Below are 22,759 nucleotides of genomic sequence, written 5' to 3'. Positions count from 1 at the left end.
ATCGCAACCTGACGGTGGTCGCGTCCATAGCCGACGCAATGAAGGTGCTTCAGCAACCATGGCCTAGAATGGGAAAGCCGGGGCGCCTCAACGCGATCCGAATGGTCGAGGAATCCCTCGCCGGGCATTGCAGCCAGCAAGCTGCGTTCGAGGCCTTCAAGGCGGCCGCGGCTGAACAGGGACTCCTTAGAACAAGAGGGACCAGCGCAGGTCTGGGGAAAGTTGCGCGCATGGTTGAAGACCTGATGTGAGTCATGCCGGCCTCGCTAACATTAAACCTCTTGAGCACCGTTTTAAGATACTCTCCGGCGATCTTGCCGCCGTTGAGGTTGTTGGTCGAGACCAATGCCGTCTGGCCTTTCCAGTTGGGAATGCTGTTGTCGACGAGAACCACCTTGATGCCGGCGGCCACCGCCTTGTCGAGCGCCGGCGCGACCGTCGGGTCGACCGGAGTGATTGCCAGCCCGTTGACGCCCTGCGTGATCATGGATTCGATCAGAGCGATCTGGCCTTCGATGTCGGTAGCCGCCTGGCCCTGGCCGGTGACCAGTTCGATCTCCGGATGAGCGGCAGGCCGACGATCTCGCCTCGCCGCACCTCGATGCTGACATCGTCGAGGGCCAGAACCGAACCGAAACGCTTGGTAGCACCGCGTACCGCCAGCACGGGATTGTCCGCCGTGACCGCGTGATCGACTTTGGCCGTAACGGCGCTCATGACTGTCTCCCGGCTTGCAGCACACGCACACGCCCTTCGAGGTAATTGCGCAGCACGTCGGACTCGACCGCGATCACGATGACCACGCCGATGACGATGAGCTGGAAAAAGACATTGACGTTGAGCAGGTTGAGCGCGTTGCGGTAACGCCGATCATGATGGCGCCGATCAAGGCATGGCCGAGCTGGCCGCGGCCGCCAAGAAAGCTGGGGCCGCCAATGATCACCGCCGCGATCGTGTCCAGTTCCAGCAGATTGCCGAACAGCGGCGAACCGGCGTCGGTGCGGCCGGCAAGGATGACGGCACCGATGCCGGCGCACAGCCCTGAGATGACATAGACCGAAACCAGCACCGAGGACACGGGAATGCCCATGCGCAGCGCGGCGTCGGGCCGGCCGCCGACGGCATAAATCCAGCGCCCCCAGACCATGGTTTTAGCCATGACGGAAAGAACCGCGGCAACGCCCGCAACGACGAAAACCGATCCAGGCAGGCCCCAGACCGCCTCGCGGCCAAGCGCATCGATCGAATCCGGCATGCCAGGAATGGCGCGGCCATCGGCCAGTTGCAGGGCCAGCCCCTTGGCGGTGCTCAATGTCGCCAGCGTGATGATGAAAGGATGCGGCAGCCGGCCGAAGACGTAGAAGAGCCCGTTGATGGCGCCGACCGCGGCACCGCAGCCAACCATCACGGCGATCACGATGATGGCGGGAGCACCGGCATGAAAGCTCAGCGCGCCGAAGACGGAGGCCAGTGCAAGGTTCGAGCCGACGGAGAGATCGATGCCGCGTGTCAGGATGACCAGATGCTGGCCCATCGCAACAACCGAGATGACGGCCGTCTGGGCAAGGATGTTGCTGAGATTGCGTCCCGTCAGGAAATAGGGCGACAGAAAGCTGAGAACGGCGATCAGCAGCACCAGGATGACCACCGGACCAGCGCTCAGCAGCATCAGGCCGAGCGCAAGGCCGGGAACGGCTTCTGACTTCCTGGATGCCGGCAACGCGGCCTCGCCGACAGTCGTGCCGGTGTTTCCCGTTTCAGGCAAATTTCCCCTCCCCGCCGCGGCTTGTACGAGCCGTGTCGTCAAAAATTCAATTCGTGTTCAGGTCCTCTTCTTATCGATAAAAAACAACCGGCCGGGCCGGGTCAAGTTGTTTTTTATGGATAAAGTTCATGCTAAAAGGACAAGCTATAGTTCCCAAGGAAAATCCGATGAGAACCGACACCGTCTACAACAAGGCCTTCAATCGAGCTGCGAATATGCTGCGCGACGGGCAACTGGCCGGTGAACTTCCTTCCGAAAAATGAGCTTAGACGGCGAATGTGCGTCAGCCGCACAACCGTCAGAAAGGTTTTGCGGGAACTGGTTCACCGCGAACTTATCACCGAACGCCACGGCCTCAGGTCGACGGGCCGCCCGGTCAGCGACAACGATTACTATCCGGACGCCGAAACCACACCTCGCGCCAAGCATGTCGAACAGCAGTTCATGGAGTGGATGCTGCGGGGCGACACCAGGCCTGGAACCAGCATCAATGAGCTCGAGCTTGCGCGCCAATTCGGCGTTGCGACCAACGGAATTCGCGAATTCCTGATCCGCTTCAGCCGGTTTGGACTGATCGATAAACGGCCGAATACAGGCTGGCTTTTCAAGGGTTTCACCGAAGACTTTGCACTTGAGCTCTTCGAGATCCGGGTGATGTTCGAACTGCGTTCGGCGCAACTATTTTCACTACAGCCGCACAGTTCTCCCCTATGGTCGAAACTCGCTGCGCTCAAGATGGCGCATGCCGACCTGCTGGAGCGAATTGAAGGCCGTTTTCATGACTTCTCCGGCCTGGACAACCGGTTTCACCGGCTCATAAACGAGGCATCACCGAACCGCTTCATCGATGATTTCTACGACATCATCACGTTCATTTTTCACTACCACTATCAGTGGAACAAGCAGGACGAAAAGCAGCGCAACCAGGCGGCAATCCTCGAGCATCTCGCCTATATCGATGCGCTCGAAAGCCGCGAATCTGACCGGATTGAGCGGGCCTGCCGAGCGCACCTGGCGTCGGCAAGAGCAACGTTGACGCGTTCGCTTATCGGACTTGTTGAATGATGTAGTCGACCCGCCCTTCAAGGGAACCGACGCATCCTCTGGAACGCGTCGGAAGCAAACGCTTACGCGTGACGGATTTCCGTTCCCAGCACCTTCAAACATTCGCGGATGAACGCTGCAAGGGCCGTCCAGCCCTTTGCCGAAACCATCGTGCCATCCACATATGCCTCCGTTGGAGACAGGTCGATATAGGTGCCGCCCGCAAGCGTCACTTCGGGCTCGCAAGCCGCCAGTGCGCCGACCTTCTTGCCGCGCACGACGCCGTCCACCGCAATCAAGATCTGCACGCCGTGGCAGATCGTGAAGATCGGCTTCTTGGTTTCGTGGAAGTGGCGCACCATCGCCTGCACGCGCTTGTCGGTGCGGATGTATTCGGGGCCACGGCCGCCGGCGCAGTACACGGCGTGGTATTGCTCCAACTGCTTCTCAGCGTCGGAAAAGGTCTTGTTGATCAGCGCATAGTGGCCGAGCTTTTCGGTGTAGGTCTGATCGCCCTCGAAATCGTGCAGCGATGTTTTGATCAGGTCTCCGGCGCTTTTGTCTGGGCACACGACGTGAACGGTATGGCCCACCGCTTCCATCGCCTGCTGGTAGACGAAGATTTCGTATTCCTCGGTGAATTCACCGGTCAGCATCAGGATCTTTTTGCCTGGCATGGTACTTCCTTTCCTGTGACAACGGCCGGGCGAGACCTGTACTCGCCTGGTAGGTTTGAGTTTCTAGAAGGGTGAATCGGGGAAGTAGTCTTCGTTGGCACTGGCCTGCGTGATGCCCGTCAACGGCGGGTACGGGGACATCGGGACAGTCTCAGTCGAACGCCAGCAACAAACGGTCGCGGGAATGCTCGATATGGCGACGCATCGCCTGCTCGGCAGCGGCAGGATCGGCCGCAGCGAAAGCGGCCAGGATGGCCTCATGCTCGTCAAGCGCCTCCTCGGTGACGCGCGAATGGAACATCAGGCGGAATATGTGGAAGTGGGTGTGCTGGTGCGCCAATGTCTCGCGCACGAGTTCGTTGTTGGCGAATTCCATGACCTTGTCATGGAAAATGGCATCCTGGCGGGCGAAGTTGGAATACCGCAGGCGCTCGTCCTTGCCCTCACGGCGCGCCATGACGCCGGCCGACGTCTGAAGCTGCGCGAGCTTTACCTCGTCCATGAGCGCGGCTGCCTTGGCTGCGCCATGAGGTTCGAGCAGCAGGCGAAGCTCATAAAGTTCGTCAAACCGCCGTTTCGTGATCTGCGGCGCAGCGCGGTAACCGATCAGATGCGTCTTCAGCACCAGGCCTTCGCCTTCGAGCCGGCCGAGCGCCTCGCGGATCGGCGTGTGGGATACGTTGAACTCCTTGACCAGACTGTCGACCGTGATCCGGGAACCCGGCGCAATCTTCAGCGACATGAGTTGCGCAAAAATCGCTTCGTAGACGTCCTCAACCAGGCTGCTGGAGCGCTGGATACGCCCGCCGCCGAGGTTCGTATCGTCCGCATTGAGTAAGTTCATGGCCTGCATGTTTTGCCTCTTGACACAGTGAGTTGCTAACACGATGCTCCGGTAAATGCAATCCTATATCCTATACGATTTTATAGAGGATATCATTTGCTGCAGCTACGAGACAAAGCAATGGAATTTGCAGTGGCCTTGCTGGAACAGCGTGCCGCCCTGGCAGGCCGTGCTTCCTCACCTGCTGAACGGACCGCCAGCGTTGCGGACGATGGTTCGGCACGTCGATACGCAACCGCGTTGCGAGACGGGTTTTACATCGAACCCGGCCTTGGGGCCGAGTTGAACGCCATCTCGCATTCCAATCCAGACATCATCACAGGATGCAGGTCATGAGCCTTGTCGCTGCCCTAAGGCTGCCGCGCGAAATCCTCTTCGGGAAGGGCCAACGCCAGGTCATCCCGGTTGTCGCGGCCAGGCTCGGGCGTCGCGCGCTCGTCTGCACCGATGAACGTTTTGCCGCAACGGGCCCGTTCGCAGAGATTGTCGCGGGGCTGCGAGCCACCTCGATAGACGTACTGGTGCATGATCGTGTGCTACCCGACGTTCCTCGGGACACCGTTGCCGTCTGCGTCGAGGAAGCACGGAAGTTCGCGCCCGACGTGGTGATCGGCATTGGCGGCGGCAGCTGTCTCGACATGGCGAAATGCGCAGCGTTGCTCATCAGTCACGGCGGTCAGATCCAGGATTACTACGGCGAGTTCAAGGTGCCCGGCCCGACGCTGCCGCTGATTGCGGTGCCGACGACAGCCGGCACCGGCTCTGAAGTGACCCCGGTTGCCGTGATCTCGGATCCGGATCGCACGCTGAAGGTCGGCATCTCCAGCCCGTATCTGATCGCGGCCGCGGCCATCTGCGATCCTGAACTGACGATGACATGCCCGCCGGGATTGACGGCGATCGCAGGCGCCGACGCGCTGACGCACGCAATCGAGGCGTTCACGGCCGCCAGGCGGGGGACCGATCCCGGCCTTCCGCAGAAACATGTCTTTATCGGCAAAACCGCCTTGACCGATCATTTCGCCCTGCTGGCGATCAAGCTGCTTGGCCGACGCCTTGAAACGGCATGCCGCCGGCCCTCTGACGAGGACGCCCGGGCCGACGTCATGATGGGTGCACTGGCAGCCGGCTGCGCGTTCGGAACGGCCGGCACAGCGGCAGCGCATGCCGTGCAATATCCGGTTGGCGCGATAACCCACACCGCTCACGGATTGGGCGTCGCCACCATGTTGCCGTACGTCATGAAGTACAACAAAACAGCCGCAGCGACCGAGATGGCCGAGATCGCCAACGCGCTCTGCCTCGATGGTAAAGGCCGGACGCCCGACGAGTTGGCCGACGCGACCATTGCCGAAGTCAGCCGGCTGTTTGGGGCAATCGGGATCACCTCCTCGTTAGCCGAGCTGGGGCTGCCCGCCGATAAGCTCGATTGGACGGCGGAACAGGCGATCGGTATCGAGCGCCTCATCAAGAACAACCCGCGTCCATTCGATTTGCGGACCATGCGACACCTGGTCCAGGCGGCCTTTGATGGCGACCTCGCCAGCATCATGTAACAATCGGGAATATCGAGATGAACACGTTTTCACAGGTTCTGGCTGACGATCAGGGCATCAGCGACTTCCACACAATCTCGCACGGGCTGTATATTGGCGGCCAATGGCGGCAGTCCGCGGATGGCAGGGTGATTCCGGTCGTCGATCCTTCGACCGAGGCTGTCATCGCCGCTGTGCCGGATGCGACCGTGAACGACGCCGCCACTGCCGTTGAAGCCGCTGCCAAGGCAGCCGATGGCTGGCGGACAACGCCGCCGCGAAAGCGTTCCGAGATCCTCAGACGCTGCTTTGAACTGATGACGGAACGATCGGAGGCACTGGCTACTCTCATTGCACTGGAAAACGGCAAGGCCCTGCGGGATGCCCGAGGCGAGATCGCTTACGCGGCGGAATTTTTCCGTTGGAATGCCGAGGAGGCCGTTCGCATTACCGGTGAATTCGGTACTGCGCCTTCCGGCACCAATCGCATTGTGGTCGACTACGAACCCGTCGGCATCTGCATCCTGATCACGCCCTGGAATTTTCCTGCCGCGATGGCGACGCGCAAGATCGCGCCGGCACTTGCCGCGGGATGCACGGTGATCCTGAAGCCAGCCAGTGAGACACCCCTCACCGCCTATGCGCTCGCCGCGCTCTACCAGGACGCGGGCGTTCCACCAGGGGTGGTCAATGTCCTGACAACCTCCAGTCCCGGGCCTTTGACAGCCGCCATGCTGGCCGATCCGCGGGTGCGCAAACTCTCCTTCACCGGTTCGACGGGTGTGGGTCGCGCTCTGCTGGCAGAGGCTGCCAGGCATGTGGTTTCGTGTTCCATGGAGCTGGGCGGCAACGCACCGTTCATTGTGTTCGACGACGCCGATCTCGAAGCGGCGCTCGATGGTGCAATGGTGGCCAAGATGCGCAACGCCGGCGAGGCCTGCACGGCCGCAAACCGCCTCTATGTGCAATCTGGCATCTACGAAGCCTTCTGCGATGGCCTCGAGAAGCGGATGTCGTCGCTCAAGGTCGGCCCTGGCACTGATCCGGACACGGAATGCGGGCCCATGATCACGAAAAAGGCGGTCGAGAAGATAGACCGCCTTGTCGTCGACGCGGTCACACGCGGCGCGCGGGTCATGTGCGGCGGCTCAGTCCTGTCCGGGCGCGGTTTCTTCTACCCTCCGACGGTGCTTCGCGACGTGCCGGGCGACGCAAAGATGGCGCATGAGGAGATATTCGGGCCGGTGGCGCCAATCTCGAGCTTCGAAACGGAGGCCGAGGTCATCGCACGCGCCAATGACACCGAATATGGGCTTGCTGCCTACATTTACACGCGCGATCTGGCGCGCGGCATGCGGGTGGCTTCCCGCATCGAGGCCGGGATGATTGCTCTCAACCGCGGGCTGATGTCTGATCCGGCAGCTCCCTTCGGCGGCGTCAAGCAAAGTGGGCTCGGCCGCGAGGGAGGGCAGCATCACGGCATTGCCGAGTTCATGGAGGCGAAATACCTCGCCGTCAGCATGTGAGCTGAAGAAGAATGCAAGGCGATCCCTTTCGCATCCGCGACCACGTTGCTGATTTTGACCAAATCGTGCAGGACATTGTTGACCGCAGCGAGGTCGCCCGCGCCGCCATTCCGATGGCCGCCGACGTGGCCTACGGACCGGATCCGACCGAGACCATGGACCTGTTCTTTCCCGCGGGCAAAAGAACGGCGCTACCGGTGCACATCTTTGTCCATGGCGGCTACTGGAGAATGTTCTCCAAGCGCGACTATTCATATATGGCGACGACGATTACCCAAGCCGGGGCCATCGCCGTCATCCTCGATTATGCTCTGATGCCCAAGGTCCGAATGGCGAGGATCGTCGACCAGGTGCGCCGCGCCAAGCAGTGGGTCCTGGCCAACATCGCCGATCATGGCGGAAGCCCGGCGGCCCTGACTGTCAGTGGTCATTCGGCAGGAGCCCATCTTGCAACGTTTCTGTTCGAGGGCGAGCATACCCCCTCGAATGTGAGGGCAGCCCTTCTCCTGAGCGGACTCTATGATTTGAAGCCGCTCCAGGATTCCTTTCTCGCCAACGAGATTGGAATAACCGACGAGGAAGTCGCCATGTTCACACCTCTCGCCTGTCGGCATGATGCTCAAACCAATGCGGCGGTTCTGGTCGGAGCCAACGAGACGCCACCCTTCCATCAGCAAGCCGATCGATTCAAAGCAAGCTTGCTGAGGCAGGGATCGTTGGTAACGTCGCATGTGCTCCCGAACCGCAACCACATGGACAGTGTCAGAGATCTCGGCGTGCCGGGGACCGAGGCTGGCGATTGCCTGGCAAAACTGATCGCCAAGGCCTGCTGACTAACTCGGATTCTCCAGGCGATTTGTTTTGCGCCACTCCTCGTACTCTCCGCGGGCATCGTCATGCAGCGGATAGTAGCGTTGCAACGGCCCGCCCTCCATGAGCTTCGCTCGCGAAAACTCCTCCCAATCATGATGCTTCTGTGATTCTTCGATCACCTTCGGGGCCATCACGACGGGAAGCACCACCACCCCGTCGTCGTCGGCGACGATGATGTCGCCGGGGATCACCGTGACACCGCCGCAGGCAATCGGAACGTTGACGGCATTGGGATAGATGCTGGTCTGCACATGATAATTGGGCGTCCAGCCGCGCAGCCATAGGGGCAGGTCGAGCTTTTCGACATTGGGCCGGTCGCGCATGCACCCATCGATGACGATACCGGCCCCGCCCCTGCCCTTGAAATACGTCGACATCATATCGCCGAAGACGCCCGAGCTCATGTCGCCGCGCGCGTCGACCACGACCACATCGCCCTCCTGCGCGTGATAGAGCACGTGCCGGTGCAGCTGTGTCTCCGGATCGGCGTATTCTCCTTCGGTGAAGAGGTCCGGCCGCTGCGGCAGGAACTGCAGCGTCAGCGCCGGCCCGACGATCGACTTCCCGTGGTTTTGCGCCACCGGACCGACCATGTGCGGATTGCGGAAACCCATATGGCCAAGCGTGCCGGCAACCGTCGCGGCGCCGATCTGCCTTAGCGCGTCGATTAGGTCTTTAGGCGGCCGCATGATGTCGGAAGTATGCGTCATTGTGGACTCCGATTGAATGGAACTACCAGTTCGTAACAGAACCGTCGCGGCGCTTTAGGTGAGGCGCTTCCCAGAAACGCAAACTCTGCGCCTGGACCGCAACTTCGTTGACCTCGACGCCGAGCCCCGGCAGATCGCCGACCGGGTAATCGGTCCCGTCGAGCCGTGGTTGCACGGGGAAGAAGTCGGAGTTGTCGAAGCCCAGCTTTGTTTCGGGCGCCCTGGTCTCGAGCCATGCGAAGTTGGGTACCGCGGCGGCGAGATGCACGGTCGCGGCCGTGCACACTGGGCCAAGCGGATTGTGCGGCATCAGGTCCACATAATGCGCCTCGCTCCAGCCAGCGATTTTCATCGCCTCGGTGAGCCCGCCGACATTGCAAACATCGATCCGGTTGAACTGGTGGATGCCGCGCTCGATGTAGGGCAGGAACTGCCACTTGCTGGCAAATTCCTCGCCTATGGCAAAGGGGATTTCGGTCATCGTGCGCAGCGATTCATAGGCCTCCGGCGTTTCGGCCCTTATCGGCTCCTCGAGGAAATCAAGCACGCCGCGACCGAGCTTGTTGCAGAAGCTCGCCGCCTCTGCCACCGACAGCCGATGATGATAGTCGAGGCCGAGGACCACGTCGCTGCCCAGCGCCTCGCGCGCCTTGTTCAGCATACCCGCGGTAGCGCCGATGGACTCGCGCGGCTCGAAGATGTCCTTGCTGTTTTGCCCGAAGGGGAAGAAGCGGATCGCCTGCCACCCATGCGCGCGAAGCTCGCGGGCCCGTTCGATGGCAACGTCGCCCTCGGCCTCGTCGCCGGTCGAGGCGAAGGTGGGAACGCGGTCGCGCTGCTTGCCGCCCAGCAGCTCGTAGACCGGCACGCCCAGCGCCTTGCCCTTGATGTCGTGAAGGGCGATGTCGATGGCGGAAATCGCCGCCTGAAGGACTCGCCCGCCTTCGAAGTACTGGCTGCGGTAAATCTCCTGCCAAATCCGCCCGATCTGCATCGGGTCACGGCCGATGAGAAACTCGCGATAGTGCTCGACCGCGCCGGCCACGGCCCTCTCGCGACCGCTCAAGCCGCTCTCGCCCCAGCCGAAGATGCCCAGGTCGGTCTCGACCTTGACGAGCATCTGGTTGCGCGTTCCTACCCACACCGGATAGGGCTTGATCGCGGTGATCTTAAGCTTCTCAGTCATCCACGCCCACGATTCACGCGCATTCGCTCTATCTCAGTTGGCCTTGAGGGCCATTTCAGTTTCGCCATCGAACAGATGCATCCGCTCCTGGTCGAACTCGAGCCAGATCTGCTCGTCGGGCGCGACGGCAATGTTCGGCGGCACGCTGACGTTGACGATGGCGCCGGACAGGAACGCCTGGACGAAGGTGACGTCGCCGGTCGGTTCCACCGTGTAGGCCTTGGCCGGAATGGAACCTGGCACCGCACTCTTGTGGAGCTTGATCGTCGAGTGACGTGCGCCGAGCACGACTTTCCTGGTCGTCGCTTTCGCCACCTTCTGGGCATTGCGCGGTGAGAGCTCAAGGCGCCAGCCCTCGGCGCCGGTCAACACCGTGTTGCCGTTTGCCATCGAGGCCTCTAACGGAATAAGGCTCATCGCCGGGCTGCCGATAAAGCTGGCCACGAACATGTTCACCGGATGGGCGAAGACCTGCGCCGGTGAATCGTATTGCTGCAGGTAGCCGCCATTCATCACCGCCATCTTGTCAGCCATGGTCACGGCTTCGAGCTGGTCGTGCGTCACATAGATAATCGTCGCCTTGAGGTCCTGGTGGAAACGCTTGATCTCCGACCGCATCTGCACGCGCAGTTTGGCATCGAGGTTAGACAGTGGCTCGTCCATGAGGAACACGGCGGGGTCGCGAACGAGGGCACGGCCAAGGGCCACACGCTGCTGCTGCCCGCCCGAAAGTTCGCGCGGCTTGCGCTCGAGCAGGTGCGTCATGTCGAGCACTCGCGCCGCTTCCTTGACCTTCTTGTCGATCTCGTCCCTGGGGAGTTTGCGCATCTGAAGCGGGAACGCCAGGTTCTTGTAGACCGATTTCTGCGGGTAGAGCGCGTAGTTCTGGAACACCATTGCGATGTCCCGGTCCTTGGGGTCGAGGTCGTTGACCACCCGCTCGCCGATGATGATGTCGCCCGCTGTGATCGGGGTCAGCCCCGCGACAAGATTGAGCGTGGTTGTCTTGCCGCAGCCTGAAGGGCCGACGAGCGCAACGAACTCGCCGTCATTGACCGTCAGCGAGACGTGGTTGACAGCTTTGAAGCTGCCATAGCTCTTGACGAGATCTTGGAGGACCACGTGGGCCATCGGCAACTCCCTAGTGCTTGACCGCGCCTTCTGTAAGGGCGCGTACGAAGTATCGTTGCAGGACCAGGAACAGCACCACGACGGGCACGCTCATCATGAAGCTGGCCGCCATCAGGCCCGGAAAGTCCGTCGTATTTTCCGAGAAGAAGCGTTGGATGCCGACCGGCAGGGTCAACTGCTCGTTCTTGGAGAGGAAGGTGTAGGCGTAGATGTACTCGTTCCACGCGCCGATGAAGGAATAGATTGCGGTGGCGATGATCCCCGGCGTCGAGAGCGGCATCACGATCATGATGAAGGCCTGGAACCGTGTTGCGCCATCGATGCGCGCCGCCTGCTCAAGCTGCACCGGGATATTGTCGTAAAAGCCCTTGAGCAGCCAGATCGCCAGCGGCAGGCCGAAGGTGAGATAGGTGAGTATCAGTGAGCCATGCGTGTTTATCAGACCGATGGCGCGCATCAGGATGAAGAGTGGCACGAGAAAGATCACCGCCGGGAACATGTTGCGCAGCAGCACGGCAAAGAACAGGAAATTCCGGCCGGGGAAACTGAAGCGCGAAAACGCGTATGCCGCTGGGACAGCCACGATCACCGAAAGGATTGTCGTGACGGTCGACACGAAAAGGCTGTTCCAGAAGAAGCGGAGGAAGTCCTGGCCGACGCTGTTCTGCGGATCGAGCAGTTTCTGATAGCTGGCGAGGGTAGGTTCGTCCGGCCACCATTGCGGCGGGAATTGCGTCGCCGCGAATCCGGACTTGATCGAGGTGATCAGCATCCAGATCATCGGCAACGCGGTATAAAGCAGCATGAACACGAGGAATATGCGCCCGGCCCACCGCCATCCGTCGACGCGCATGCGGCGACGGGTCTGGGCTCGAGGTGCTGTCTCGGCAATCGTGCTCATCAGCTCCCCTCTTTCCGCTCGTTGCCACTTAACGCACGGACGTAGAAGTAGCCCAGCGTCATCAGGGTGAAGAACAGGAGCACCGAATAGGCCGATGCCACGCCCCAGCGCTGCCGTCCGAAGGCGAGCTCATAAATGTGGGTTATCCAGATATGCGATGCGTTCGACGGCCCGCCGCCGGTCATGATCCAGGGGATGATGAAGGAATTGAAGTTGGCCACGGCGAGCAGCAGCATCGTCACCACCGAGACGTTGCGCAAGTGCGGGAAGGTGACGTGCCAAAAGCGCTGCCATGCATTGGCACCGTCGACTTTTGCGGCACGCAGCAACTGGTCGGGGACTGTCTGCAGGCCGGCCATCATCATGATCATGGCAAACGGAAACTCGCGCCAGATATTGACGACGATCAGGGAGGGCAGCACCGTGCTGACATTGTCGATGAAATTCGGCGGATGGGCGGCCAATCCGAGGCCGACCAGCACCGCGCCGATGATCCCGAAGTCCGAATGGTAGATCCACTTCCAGATGTAGGAGGCGGCGACGGCGCTGATGACCCAAGGGATGATCAGGACGGCGCGCAGGACACCACGGCCGATGAAGTCGCGGTGGAGCGCCAGCGCTGTGGCAAACCCCAGGACAAAGGAGATGAAAGTTGACCCCAGAGTCCAGATCAGTGTGTTCCAGGTGACTTTCCAGAACACCTGACTGGTGAGGATGGTCGTGTAGTTGTCGAAGCCGATGAAGGTCTTGTCGCGGAGTTGCAGGCCAGGCGGTGTCTTAAAGAACGACAGCTCGACCGTGTAGTAGATCGGATAGGCGATGACGATGAGCATCACGGCGATCGCTGGGAGCACGTACGTGTAGTCCGCGCGATGCTCCCAGACCTTCCGCAGCGCGCCGGACCAACCGGGTTGCAATCTTCGGCGAGCCTCGGCCTTGCCGGTCACGATCGTCACTTGTGGCGTGCCCTTTTTCTTCGGAACGCTGCGGCTGCGCCAGCGGCGCAGCCGGTCCAGGTCGTAGGTGTGGCTTAGACTAGAGTCCGCCCATCAGGTCTTTTACCTTCTTGGCCGCGTCGTCCGCTGCCTCGTCGACGGTCATCGCTCCGGTCAGGGCATTCTGCAGCATGTCCGGGATGATGATGTTCATGATCTCGGGGGCCTGCGGCAGAGCTGGGAACGGGATGCCGTATGGCAGCATCGAGGTGGTGACGTCGAGGAACTTGATGTTGTCCAGACGTTCCTTCATCCATTTGGTCTTGAAGCCGTTGAGGTTGCCAGGGTTTGATCCGGCGTAGGCCATCTTCAGCGACCATTCAGGACTCGTCCACATGCAGATGATAGCTTTCGCGGCCGGCTCGTCTACCTTGCCGCCCTCGACATATTCGGGTTTCAGGATGTGAATGTTCGAGCCGCCGAACACGACGGCGCGCTTGCCGTCGGGACCAGTCGGGATCAGGCCGTAGCGCATGTTGTCGATGACCGTCTGCGCCTTGTCCTTGTCGGTGCCCGTCGCCTTTTTCTGCAGGTCGAGCATGACGTTGTAATCGGACGGGTGCGAGATCATCATGCCGAGCTGGCCAGCGACGAACAGGGGCTGATTATCGGCCTGCTGATTGGTGAGTGCCGAAACCGGAACCGACTTGTCGCGAACATACATGTCGTAGGAGGCTTGCAGCGCTGCCTTGCTTTGCGGGCTATCGAGCTGGACCTGCTCATAGGTCGGGTTCGGCGTCGCTTCGTCGAAGACGCCTCCGCCATAGGCCCACAGCTGTGGCATGAAGCGGTATGGCGTATTGCCGGCATTCTTGCGAGCCACGAGGCCATATCCGGCAATGCCGAGCTTGTCGTGGATCTGCTTGGAATACTTGACCACGTCGTCCCACGTTGCCGGCGGTTTGTCCGGATCGAGGCCGGCACGCTTGAAGATGTCGGCGTTCCAGATGAACGCCATCGTCTCGTTGTTGGTCGGAATGCCGTAGGTCACGCCCTCCCAGGTCACTGCCTTCATGGCGCCGGGCCAGAAATCCTCGGTCGAATACCCCACGTCCTCTGGCTTGAGCGGCTGCAGATAGCCCTTTGAGGCGAACTCGGTACCACCCAGGATCTGCAGGCGGACTGCCATCGGCGCGGCATTGCCCAGGAGCGCGGTGCGGAACTTGTCGAGAAGGTCGTTATAGGTGAGGGCTTGTTCCTCGAGCTGGATGTTCGGATAGGTTTTGCGGAAGGTCTCGAAGAAATCCTTGTAGTACTGGCGCAGGAGGTCGGGGTCGCCCTCGAACACGCCCTGATACCAGAATGTCAGTCGCCCCTTGTAATCGAGCGGGGTGACCTTGGCGCAATCGGCCGCCGTGTCAAAATCCTGTGTGCCCGCAATCGAGCGCACATATTCCGGCGACCACTTGCTCAGGTCGACCGGCGGTGCACCCAGCGCCGATGTAGACGTCAGGGATGCCATCAAAGCAGTGGCGACAGTGCCGCGCAGGACGGCGCTGCCGAGCGCAATTCTCGTCATAGGTATCCTCCCTGGTTCTCCCATGCCGCCCTAAAAGCGGTCCTTGCTCGTTTCGATCGCGAGGATGCTTCTGCCAGCTCAGTGTATCCTGTCGATCGCGTGGTACGTTTTCAGATCATGAATTGCCTGTCAACGCGCTGGATCGTACATTGTTTGCGAAAGCCGTGTGTGATATCGGGCAAGGTATGTATTAAATTGGGGAGCCCGGCCTTGGCCGAAATAAGCGATTTCAAAGCGATGCCATCGGTGGGGACCGATCCCATCGGGGCCTCCAGCGAGGGCGCCTCGCTTTATGAATTGATTAGGGAAGATATCATCGAGGGACGGCTCGCTGCCAACGAACGGCTTGTCGTCACCGATCTCGCCCGGCGTCACGGCACTTCGACCAATCCTGTGCGCGAGGCCCTGCAGTTGTTGCGCGGCGAAGGGTTTGTCACCTTTATCGCCAACCGCGGGGCGCGCGTGCGACCCATTGATCAAGATTTTGTCCGGGATATCTACGAGATCGGTGTTCTGATCGAGCCAGCCCTGACACGATGGTTTGTGAATATGGCTACCGGCGAGGACATCGCCGAACTCGAACGTCTCCAAGGCCTGATCGAAGAGAACAACTTCGCCGACACATTCAGGCACAGCGAGCTGGATACCGCTTTCCACACCGTGATGTACCAGCGGCACTACAACCGCCACGCCGCCGAGCTTTGGTGGAAGCACCGCGAAGTGCTGCGAGCCGTGAGCCGTCGTTTCAATTTCACGCTGGCGCGACGTGCCGCGATCATGCGCGAGCACCGCGAACTCATCGCGCTTGTGAAGGCGGGAGAGGCCGACAAGGCGGCCGAACTCGTTTCCCGCCATGTCGAGGGTTCGGGCCGGCATATTCTCGAACAGATGCGAGCGCGCAACGCCGCTCGGGCCGGATAGAATGTCCAGTCCAGAACATCGTTAGCTGACCATTTTCAGGCAAAGGTAGTGAAGATGAAAATCACGAGCATTCGGCCGTGGCTGATCAAGTCCGATGCTTCCTACTGGGGAGAGTTCCTGTTCGTCGAAGTGACGACCGACGAGGGAGTGAGTGGCTGGGGAGAGATCACCACCACGACAAGGCTCGCCAACCGCGCTCTCTGCACGATCCTGCGGCAGATCGGTGTCGCCGTGACAGGCGAGGATCCGGCGCGTATCGAGCATCTCTGGCACAAGATCTTCCGCAGCTTCACCTACATGGGAAGCCGCGGCGCCGCCGTCGAATGCGTGAGCGCCATCGATATTGCCCTCTGGGACATCCGGGGCAAAGTCCTTGGCAAGCCGATTTACGAGCTGCTTGGCGGGCCGGTACGCGATGAAATCGCGCTCTACACCCATCCCAACCAGGCCAAATTCACCAGCAAGGAGGCTGTGGTCCGCGAAATTCTAGACATTGTCGAGTCCGGACACACTGCGCTCAAGTTCGATCCCTACCCCCACCAGGGCCGCAGCGCCGATGGCCTGCCCCGCGAACAGCGAGACGGCTACCTCGATGGCGGCATGACCCGCAAGGACGAGCGCGAGGCCGCCGAACTCACGGCTCTGATCCGCGAAACGGCAGGACCCGATGTCGACATTCTCATCGATGCGCACGGCCGCTTCGATGTCCCCACCGCCATTCGCCTCTGTCGGAGCCTCGAGGAGGCCGGCCAGATCGACTGGTTTGAGGAGCCCTGCCCGCCCGAGAGCCTTAACGCCCTCAAGCAGGTGCGTGAGAAGGTCAATACCGCCATCTCGTGGGGCGAGCGCGGCCACACGAAGTGGGATTTCGTGCCGGTACTCGAGAACAGGCTCGCCGACTACATCATGCCCGACGTTACCTGGACCGGCGGCATTACCGAACTCAAGAAGATTTCTGCGCTGTGCGAAGCCTACTACGTGCCGGTCTCGCCACATGACGCCGCGGGACCGATCAACGTGGTTGCGGGAGCGCAGGTGATGATGACCGTTCCCAACTTCTACAAACTCGAAACATCGGAGTGGAACCTGGGCAAATACGATCACCTGATCGACAGACCACTCGACATTTCGAACGGCAGCCTCAAGCTGACGTCGAAGCCTGGTCTCGGTATTGAGATGGACCGCGATTACCTGCAGGCCTACGAGATTGAGCTGGGCTAGCAACACGCTGTGCCGGCCCAGGGTGCGGGACGACAAGCCGAAAACGAGGATAAGTCATGGCAAAGACAGGTGGCGCCGACGAAGCGCTCAATCGGGTGAACGCGAACTCCAAGCCATCCCAGCTTCGCATTACCGACATGCGGGTAGCCGAAATCGTCGGCGCGCCGTTCACCTCAACCCTGCTCAAGATTTACACCAACCAGGGCATCGTCGGGCTTGGCGAGGTGCGCGACGGCGCCAGTGCCACCTACGCGCTGATGCTGAAGAGCCGGCTGCTTGGCGAGAACCCTTGCGACATCGACCGCCTGTTTCGCCGGATCAAGCAGTTCGGTGGCCATGGCCGGCAAGGCGGCGGCGTCTCGGCGGTCGAGATCGCGTTGTGGGATCTCGCCGGCAAGGCCTATGGCGTTCCCATCTACCAGATGCTCGGCGGCCGGTTTCGGGAGAAGGTGCGCGTCTATTGCGACACCGACGCTACCGTGCCGAGCGGCACCGAGACCGGCAAGCGCCTCAAGCAGCGCATGGCGCTCGGCTTCACCTTCCTCAAGATGGATCTGGGGCTGATGCAGATCGCAGATGTACCCGGTGCGGTCGTCTCCCCTGCCGGTTCACTTGAAGGGTACCGCATCCATCCCGGCCGCGGCCGGGTCAAGACCATGGAGGAGCGGCGCACCCGCAATGCCGCTTACGATTTGCATAACGTCCCCCATCCGTTTACCGGCCTCCACTTTTCCGACAAGGGCCTCGACCTGCTTGAACAGTATATTGCCGAGGTTCGCGATGTTATCGGCATGGATATTCCGCTCGCCATTGACCATGTCGGCCACATCTCGCTGCAGGACGGCATTCGGCTCGCCAGGCGGATTGAAAAATACGTGCCGGCCTGGCTCGAGGATGTGATCCCATGGCAGTACACCGAGCAGTATCGGCAACTGCAGGCCGCCACTACGGTGCCGATCTGCACCGGCGAGGACATCTACCTTAAGGAAGGCTTCGAGCCTCTGCTCAAGAGCGGCGGCCTTTCCATTATCCACCCGGACCTGCTCACCAGCGGGGGCATCCTCGAGAGCAAGAAGATCGGCGACATGGCCCAGGACCACGGCATCGCAATGGCCATCCATATGGCCGAAAGTCCAATCGCCGCAATGGCCGCGGCACATGTCGCGACCGCGACCGAAAACTTCATGGCGCTCGAATACCACTCTGCTGATGTCGACTGGTGGGACGATATCGTCACCGGCCCTCCCAAGCCGCTCGTGAAGGACGGCTTTATTACTGTTCCGGACAAACCTGGCCTGGGGATTGACGACGTCGTCGACGAGGTGATCTCGCAGCATCTGCAGCCGGGTGTCACCGGCATCTGGCAGGCCACGGATCACTGGGACAACGAGTATTCCTGGGACCGTATCTGGAGCTGAGGCGAAAAGAACCGAAGATGAAGATCACCGACCTTCGCTGCGCCGTCATCGGCAGACACCCAATAGTCCGCATCGTTACCGACAAGGGCCTCTATGGCCTTGGCGAAGTCGAGTTCACCAAGACCTATCTCAAGCCTTGGGTGCTGCATTTCCGCGATGCGCTGATCGGCGAGGACCCTACCGACGTCGAGCGGGTGATGCTGAAGATCCGCCAACGCGGCTCTTTCAAGCCCTATGGCGCGGCGGTAAGCGCTATCGAGCATGCGCTGTGGGACATAGCTGGCAAGGCCGCAGGCGTGCCGGCCTACAAACTGCTCGGCGGCAAGGTGCGCGACAAGGTGCGCGTCTATAACGGCTCGATCCGCCAGAAGCGAACGGGGGACCGGCCGGAGGATTACGCCGCTGACGTGAAATGGATGATGGAGCAGCCGCAGAATTTCTTCATGATCAAGCAAGGGATCTCGTTCCACTCCAACATGAAGGACACCATCGAGGGCTTTCACTACGGCGTGACGCAGAAGAAGGCCGGCTATCACGGTGCCATGGACCAGGGCGTGATCAGCGAGCGCGGTTTCAACCACATGCTCGACTGCGTGATCGCGATGAAGGAAGTGCTGGGCGACAAGGTCAGCCTGGCGCTCGACTGCGGCCCGGGCTGGATGCTGCCCGATGCGATCAAGTTCGCTCGCGCGGTCGAGAAGTACAATTTGATGTGGCTCGAGGACATGCTGACCGGCGACTATATGCCGTGGGTTAATCCGCAGGCGTATCGGGAGTTGACCACCGCCACCTCGACGCCAATTCATACCGGCGAGCAGATATACCTGCGGCACAATTTCAAGGAGCTGATCGAAACGCAGGCGGTGCGCGTCATCGGCCCGGATCCGGCCGATATTGGCGGCATTGCCGAGCTCAAATGGGTCGCCGAGCACGCCTGTATGCACTCGATCCTGATGGCACCGCACGGCACCGCGAACGGCCTTCTCGGCCTCGGCGCGCTGATCAATGTGTGCGCCACCCTGCCCGCCAACTACATCGCGTTCGAATACCCAAGCGCCTCCGACCCCTGGTGGGAGGACCTCGTAATCGGCCTGCCGTCGCAGATCGTGAAGGACAGCATGGTGGACCTGCTGGAAGCGCCGGGGCTGGGCCTCGATATCGACGCCGAAGCAGCCAGGAAGTATCTCCGGGACGAGGATGCAGGCTTCTTCGACTGAACCATCCTTCTTGCGCCACCCTGCACTGCGTGGACTGCTTCACGCAACCTCTCATCCAGAATGACCGTTTCGGGGCCGGAAGCGGACTTGCGGCTTGGAGGCTTGGAATGTGAGAAGCGGACGTTCAGGCGCCCCATGCATCGACGCGATCTGACCCATTCTCGGAAGTCGGGCCGGATAGACTCCAGGCCAGATTACCAATACAATCTCAGGTGCTGGGTTTCTGAAAGTATTCAACCCACATGGCCGAGATTCGAACCCAACGCCGCCTTGCCGCGATTCTGGCTGCTGATGTCGTTGGCTTTTCGCGCCTCATGGAGCACGACGAGGCTGGCACACTGGCCGCTCTCAAAGCGCGGCGGCGCGATGTTCTGGTTCCATTGGTTGCCCAGTACCACGGCCGCGTGGTCAAGGTGATGGGCGACGGTGTGCTGGTGGAATTTGGCAGTGCGGTTGATGCCGTCCAATGCGCCGTCGAATTACAAAAGGGTTTTACCGGCGCCAACGAGAGCGTGGCGGAGGCCTACCGCATCGTCCTGCGTATCGGCATCAATCTGGGCGACGTCATCGTCGAGGGCAGCGATCTCTATGGCGACGGTGTCAACGTGGCAGCCCGGCTGGAGGGTCTGGCTGAGCCCGGCGGCATCTACGTCTCCGCCACCGTGCACGATCATGTCACCGGCAAGCTGACATTGGCGTTCGACGATCTCGGCGAGCACGCGCTCAAGAATATCGCAAAGCCGGTGCAGGTTTACCGCGCCGGAATAGGGGGGATCGGCAAACGCGCGGTGCAACCGGTGCCTCAACTCCTGGATAAACCCTCGATCGCGGTTCTGCCCTTCGTCAACATGAGCGGCGATCCCGAGCAGGAGTACTTTTCCGACGGCATCACCGAGGACATTATCACCGACCTTTCGAAGGTGTCCGGACTCTCCGTCGTCGCGCGCAATACGGTCTTCACCTTCAAGGGCAAGGCGGTATTAATCGAGGAAGTGGCGAAGAAGCTGAATGTCGCCTATGTCCTGGAGGGAAGTGTACGCAAGGCTAGAGGACGGGTGCGCATCACGGCTCAGCTAATCAATGGTCGTGGCGGCGACCATATCTGGGCCGAGCGATATGACCGGACGCTGGACGATATCTTCAAACTGCAGGACGAGATTTCCAAGACTATAGTCGATGTCCTCAAAGTGAAGCTGTTGCCTGAAGAACTGGAGACTATTACAAACCGCTCGACCGACAACCCAGAGGCTTACGAGACGCTGTTGATGGGCAGGTCGTTCCTCAACAGGGGAGTCGAGACGAAGTTTATCAAAACAGCGCAGCGACTGTTTGCTAGAGCTGTTGAAGTTGACCCAAATTATGCGCGCGCTTATGCCGCTTTGGCTGATTGTGAGTGGCTTCTGTTGACTTGCAACGATCCCGACGCCAGCTTCGAGGCAGTCCTTTCCAACAGCTCACGGGCGCTCGAACTTGAGCCAGGTCTCGCTGACGCCCACGCATCACGTGGCGGGGCCTTGTTCGTAAATGGCCGGTATGCCGAGGCGGAAGTGGAGTTCGAGCGAGCTTTAGAGTTAGACGCCAGTTCTTCCGATACCTATTTCTCTTACGGCCGGAATTGTTTCATTCAAGGTCAATACGAGAAAGCTGCCGGTCTGTACCAGCGTGCCGTATCGTTGTCACCCGATGACTATCGGTTCTGGACCAATCTAGGGATGGTCTATATTTCACTTGGCCGCAGCGACGACGCCAAGGAAGCAAAAAGGCAAGGTGTGCTGCGAGTGGAAAAGGAAGTCAAAGCGCATCCCGACAATGCCACCGCGCTATGTTTCGGGGCCACAATGCTGGCGGAACTTGGCGAGATTGAACGCGCGCTGTCGTGGGCCTCCCGTGCTGAAATGTTCGCCGGAGACAACATTGCGGTTCAGTACAACATAGGCTGTTGTTATGCGAAGCTGGGCAAGACGGAGCAGGCTATCGATTGCCTGGAACGTCAGCTAACTGCATCACGTGCCTACCTCATTTTGCGCATGCCATGGATGCGTCAGGATAGCGACCTCGACTCGCTCCGCGCTCATCCCCGTTATGTCGCGCTTGTCAATCGGATGGGGGCCCAAATAGTCGCGACTGGAGCTCGAATATCAGCAGGCCACGAGGAGAGTGAAGCAATGACCCTGAATATGATGCCCAGAAAATGAGTTGGTTGAGGGCAGGTCCGTTCCTGGCGCAACTACGCCCTCAAGCGCCGTCGCCAGCAGTGTCCGCTGTAAGGCGGTGGCACAACTAACTTTAACGGCCGACATTGGCGCAAAGCATTCGCGGCTCCAATCGGGAAGTGGAGCCGCTGTTGGTCAGACCTCCGTTGCCTCGGCAAGTTCAAGGGCATCCTCGACGTCGACACCGAGATAACGGACCGTGTTCTCGATCTTGGTGTGGCCAAGCAGGATCTGGATGGCTCGAAGATTTCCCGTCGCCTTGTAGATGATGGACGCCTTGGTGCGTCGCAGAGAATGCGTGCCGTATTCCTGGGGTCTAAGCCCGATCGCCGCGACCCATTCGTCGACGAGACGGGCATACTGTCTCGTGCTCAGGTGAGCTGCGCGCTGCGCGGTCGATCCTGCTCGGAAATGCATAGTCATCAACGGTCCCGCCGCGTCGTTCCAGCGTTCCAGCCACGCGAGAAGGCTCGCGCGAGCGTCACCCATCAACTCGAACTGCACTGGCCGCCCCGTTTTCTGTTGCACTACCATCGCGCGGCTGCGGATTTCCGGGCCGATTACAAGAGTGCCGATCTTGATCTTAACGAGATCGCAGCCCCGAAGCTTGCTGTCGATCGCCAGATCGAAGAGCGCTCGATCGCGCAGGCGCTGCTCCCGATCAAGGAAGAAACGGATCGCCCATATCTGCCGAGGCTTAAGAGGGCGTTTCGTGCCAACCTTCATGCCCGCATTCCAAGCGCAGTGATTGGTGGCAACGGGGTCGTAGTGTGAATTTCCCATTTCGTTTCTCCTTCGGCCATGATTGGCCCCAGGAGGAACGCGTATGGCCTGTCAGGGTCTGGGCCGGGAGCGCACTGACAGCTCTCAGCTGCCGATCTTCAAGAGCGGACGTTCAGTCCGGTCGCTTTCTAACGTCCCGAAAGCTAACTTCCGGCGGGATCGGAAATGCTGACTCGATCCGGTGTCAATATGTGTCGTGACCTGACCGCTGAGCCGCCCTTCATCAGCCCATTTCGCTGCTCGATAACCGACCCTTCACCGCAACCAGCGTTCCTGATCC

At 60.5% G+C, this 22,759-nt stretch carries 20 protein-coding genes and 2 pseudogenes; 10 read left to right on the top strand and 12 right to left on the bottom strand.

The genetic code is table 11. From position 1 onward, the window contains the following. Positions 1 to 251: DUF982 domain-containing protein (locus NKI39_RS25015; RefSeq protein WP_352835139.1), on the top strand; the 251-nt coding region annotated here is incomplete at its 5' end. A 32-nt stretch (positions 252 to 283) separates the two neighbouring features. On the opposite strand, the pseudogene NKI39_RS25010 reads toward NKI39_RS25015, so the two are convergent. The 3 genes and pseudogenes from NKI39_RS25010 to NKI39_RS25005 all read right to left on the bottom strand — a co-directional run. After that, positions 284 to 547: pseudogene (locus NKI39_RS25010) on the bottom strand (substrate-binding domain-containing protein); the annotation flags it as partial. Continuing rightward, complete coding sequence (locus NKI39_RS34345; protein ID WP_502898603.1) at positions 496 to 717, bottom strand: hypothetical protein; 222 nt, start codon at positions 715 to 717, stop codon at positions 496 to 498. The gene NKI39_RS34345 and the pseudogene NKI39_RS25010, both read right to left, overlap by 52 nt. Before the next feature lie 73 nt (positions 718 to 790). Then, positions 791 to 1,765, bottom strand: coding sequence for an ABC transporter permease (locus NKI39_RS25005; RefSeq protein ID WP_352835136.1), 975 nt, complete (start codon positions 1,763 to 1,765; stop codon positions 791 to 793). Between the two features lie 167 nt (positions 1,766 to 1,932). On the opposite strand from NKI39_RS25005, the pseudogene NKI39_RS25000 reads away from it, so the two are divergent. Then, a pseudogene (locus tag NKI39_RS25000) lies at positions 1,933 to 2,830 on the top strand (GntR family transcriptional regulator). Between the two features lie 62 nt (positions 2,831 to 2,892). Here the strand turns inward: NKI39_RS25000 and NKI39_RS24995 are convergent. Then, a complete protein-coding gene (locus NKI39_RS24995) occupies positions 2,893 to 3,486 on the bottom strand; it encodes a DJ-1/PfpI family protein (protein ID WP_352493019.1) in 594 nt (197 codons plus the stop codon). Positions 3,487 to 3,637: 151 nt separating this feature from the next. After that, the gene (locus NKI39_RS24990; protein ID WP_502898605.1) at positions 3,638 to 4,330 is read right to left on the bottom strand and encodes a GntR family transcriptional regulator; all 693 of its coding nucleotides are present in this window, start codon (positions 4,328 to 4,330) and stop codon (positions 3,638 to 3,640) included. Positions 4,331 to 4,662: 332 nt separating this feature from the next. Here NKI39_RS24990 and NKI39_RS24985 point away from each other — a divergent pair, with 332 nt between their 5' ends. Genes NKI39_RS24985 through NKI39_RS24975 form a run of 3 tightly spaced genes read left to right on the top strand, consistent with a single transcriptional unit; the run spans position 4,663 to position 8,224 of the window. Next, positions 4,663 to 5,886, top strand: coding sequence for an iron-containing alcohol dehydrogenase (locus NKI39_RS24985; RefSeq protein WP_352835133.1), 1,224 nt, complete (start codon positions 4,663 to 4,665; stop codon positions 5,884 to 5,886). A gap of 17 nt (positions 5,887 to 5,903) precedes the next feature. After that, complete coding sequence (locus NKI39_RS24980; protein ID WP_352835130.1) at positions 5,904 to 7,391, top strand: NAD-dependent succinate-semialdehyde dehydrogenase; 1,488 nt, start codon at positions 5,904 to 5,906, stop codon at positions 7,389 to 7,391. Between the two features lie 11 nt (positions 7,392 to 7,402). After that, the gene (locus tag NKI39_RS24975; protein WP_502895760.1) at positions 7,403 to 8,224 is read left to right on the top strand and encodes an alpha/beta hydrolase; all 822 of its coding nucleotides are present in this window, start codon (positions 7,403 to 7,405) and stop codon (positions 8,222 to 8,224) included. Here the strand turns inward: NKI39_RS24975 and NKI39_RS24970 are convergent, their stop codons facing one another. The 6 genes from NKI39_RS24970 to NKI39_RS24945 all read right to left on the bottom strand — a co-directional run bounded on the left by NKI39_RS24970 (position 8,225) and on the right by NKI39_RS24945 (position 14,706). After that, a complete protein-coding gene (locus NKI39_RS24970; protein WP_352823232.1) occupies positions 8,225 to 8,974 on the bottom strand; it encodes a ribonuclease activity regulator RraA in 750 nt (249 codons plus the stop codon). Positions 8,975 to 8,996: 22 nt separating this feature from the next. Further along, entirely contained in the window at positions 8,997 to 10,160 is a 1,164-nt protein-coding gene (locus NKI39_RS24965; protein ID WP_352835127.1) for a mandelate racemase/muconate lactonizing enzyme family protein, read from the bottom strand. A gap of 33 nt (positions 10,161 to 10,193) precedes the next feature. Further along, positions 10,194 to 11,291 (bottom strand): ABC transporter ATP-binding protein, encoded by a 1,098-nt coding sequence (locus tag NKI39_RS24960; RefSeq protein WP_352474430.1) that lies wholly within the window; start codon positions 11,289 to 11,291, stop codon positions 10,194 to 10,196. Positions 11,292 to 11,301: 10 nt separating this feature from the next. Next, positions 11,302 to 12,192 (bottom strand): carbohydrate ABC transporter permease, encoded by an 891-nt coding sequence (locus tag NKI39_RS24955; RefSeq protein ID WP_023679256.1) that lies wholly within the window; start codon positions 12,190 to 12,192, stop codon positions 11,302 to 11,304. Beyond that, positions 12,192 to 13,148, bottom strand: a complete 957-nt coding sequence (locus tag NKI39_RS24950; protein ID WP_352835124.1) for a carbohydrate ABC transporter permease — start codon at positions 13,146 to 13,148, stop codon at positions 12,192 to 12,194. The genes NKI39_RS24955 and NKI39_RS24950 overlap by 1 nt, the downstream gene beginning before the upstream one ends. A 79-nt stretch (positions 13,149 to 13,227) precedes the next feature. Further along, positions 13,228 to 14,706, bottom strand: a complete 1,479-nt coding sequence (locus NKI39_RS24945) for an ABC transporter substrate-binding protein (RefSeq protein ID WP_352503623.1) — start codon at positions 14,704 to 14,706, stop codon at positions 13,228 to 13,230. Between the two features lie 210 nt (positions 14,707 to 14,916). Here NKI39_RS24945 and NKI39_RS24940 point away from each other — a divergent pair, with 210 nt between their 5' ends. The 5 genes from NKI39_RS24940 to NKI39_RS24920 all read left to right on the top strand — a co-directional run bounded on the left by NKI39_RS24940 (position 14,917) and on the right by NKI39_RS24920 (position 21,678). Then, positions 14,917 to 15,627, top strand: coding sequence for a GntR family transcriptional regulator (locus tag NKI39_RS24940; RefSeq protein WP_352835121.1), 711 nt, complete (start codon positions 14,917 to 14,919; stop codon positions 15,625 to 15,627). A gap of 54 nt (positions 15,628 to 15,681) precedes the next feature. Further along, positions 15,682 to 16,848 carry a mandelate racemase/muconate lactonizing enzyme family protein gene (locus tag NKI39_RS24935; protein WP_352835118.1) on the top strand — a complete coding sequence of 389 codons (1,167 nt, stop codon included), beginning with the start codon at positions 15,682 to 15,684 and terminating at the stop codon, positions 16,846 to 16,848. Between the two features lie 56 nt (positions 16,849 to 16,904). Next, a complete protein-coding gene (locus tag NKI39_RS24930) occupies positions 16,905 to 18,266 on the top strand; it encodes a mandelate racemase/muconate lactonizing enzyme family protein (RefSeq protein ID WP_352835115.1) in 1,362 nt (453 codons plus the stop codon). 17 nt (positions 18,267 to 18,283) lie between these two features. After that, on the top strand, positions 18,284 to 19,483 hold the full coding sequence (locus NKI39_RS24925) for a mandelate racemase/muconate lactonizing enzyme family protein (protein WP_352835112.1): 1,200 nt from the start codon (positions 18,284 to 18,286) through the stop codon (positions 19,481 to 19,483). 242 nt (positions 19,484 to 19,725) lie between these two features. Continuing rightward, complete coding sequence (locus NKI39_RS24920) at positions 19,726 to 21,678, top strand: tetratricopeptide repeat protein (protein WP_352835109.1); 1,953 nt, start codon at positions 19,726 to 19,728, stop codon at positions 21,676 to 21,678. A 153-nt stretch (positions 21,679 to 21,831) separates the two neighbouring features. Here NKI39_RS24920 and NKI39_RS24915 read toward each other — a convergent pair whose 3' ends face one another. After that, complete coding sequence (locus NKI39_RS24915) at positions 21,832 to 22,479, bottom strand: tyrosine-type recombinase/integrase (RefSeq protein ID WP_352835107.1); 648 nt, start codon at positions 22,477 to 22,479, stop codon at positions 21,832 to 21,834. Positions 22,480 to 22,759 lie beyond the last annotated feature (280 nt).

Origin of the sequence: Mesorhizobium sp. M0664 (assembly GCF_040320565.1) — a bacterium.
In the GTDB taxonomy this organism is placed as follows: domain Bacteria; phylum Pseudomonadota; class Alphaproteobacteria; order Rhizobiales; family Rhizobiaceae; genus Mesorhizobium.
The sequence above is the reverse complement of the archived record's forward strand: the minus strand, read 5'-3'. Positions and strand labels throughout refer to the sequence as shown.

Excerpts from the sequence above, each read along its gene's own strand:
- NKI39_RS34345 (WP_502898603.1), bottom strand. The coding sequence starts at position 717 with ATGAGCGCCGTTACGGCCAAAGTCGATCACGCGGTCACGGCGGACAAT.
- NKI39_RS24995 (WP_352493019.1), bottom strand. The coding sequence starts at position 3,486 with ATGCCAGGCAAAAAGATCCTGATGCTGACCGGTGAATTCACCGAGGAA.
- NKI39_RS24990 (WP_502898605.1), bottom strand. The coding sequence starts at position 4,330 with ATGAACTTACTCAATGCGGACGATACGAACCTCGGCGGCGGGCGTATC.
- NKI39_RS24985 (WP_352835133.1), top strand. The coding sequence starts at position 4,663 with ATGAGCCTTGTCGCTGCCCTAAGGCTGCCGCGCGAAATCCTCTTCGGG.
- NKI39_RS24980 (WP_352835130.1), top strand. The coding sequence starts at position 5,904 with ATGAACACGTTTTCACAGGTTCTGGCTGACGATCAGGGCATCAGCGAC.
- NKI39_RS24975 (WP_502895760.1), top strand. The coding sequence starts at position 7,403 with ATGCAAGGCGATCCCTTTCGCATCCGCGACCACGTTGCTGATTTTGAC.
- NKI39_RS24970 (WP_352823232.1), bottom strand. The coding sequence starts at position 8,974 with ATGACGCATACTTCCGACATCATGCGGCCGCCTAAAGACCTAATCGAC.
- NKI39_RS24965 (WP_352835127.1), bottom strand. The coding sequence starts at position 10,160 with ATGACTGAGAAGCTTAAGATCACCGCGATCAAGCCCTATCCGGTGTGG.
- NKI39_RS24960 (WP_352474430.1), bottom strand. The coding sequence starts at position 11,291 with ATGGCCCACGTGGTCCTCCAAGATCTCGTCAAGAGCTATGGCAGCTTC.
- NKI39_RS24955 (WP_023679256.1), bottom strand. The coding sequence starts at position 12,192 with ATGAGCACGATTGCCGAGACAGCACCTCGAGCCCAGACCCGTCGCCGC.
- NKI39_RS24945 (WP_352503623.1), bottom strand. The coding sequence starts at position 14,706 with ATGACGAGAATTGCGCTCGGCAGCGCCGTCCTGCGCGGCACTGTCGCC.
- NKI39_RS24935 (WP_352835118.1), top strand. The coding sequence starts at position 15,682 with ATGAAAATCACGAGCATTCGGCCGTGGCTGATCAAGTCCGATGCTTCC.
- NKI39_RS24930 (WP_352835115.1), top strand. The coding sequence starts at position 16,905 with ATGGCAAAGACAGGTGGCGCCGACGAAGCGCTCAATCGGGTGAACGCG.
- NKI39_RS24925 (WP_352835112.1), top strand. The coding sequence starts at position 18,284 with ATGAAGATCACCGACCTTCGCTGCGCCGTCATCGGCAGACACCCAATA.
- NKI39_RS24920 (WP_352835109.1), top strand. The coding sequence starts at position 19,726 with ATGGCCGAGATTCGAACCCAACGCCGCCTTGCCGCGATTCTGGCTGCT.
- NKI39_RS24915 (WP_352835107.1), bottom strand. The coding sequence starts at position 22,479 with ATGGGAAATTCACACTACGACCCCGTTGCCACCAATCACTGCGCTTGG.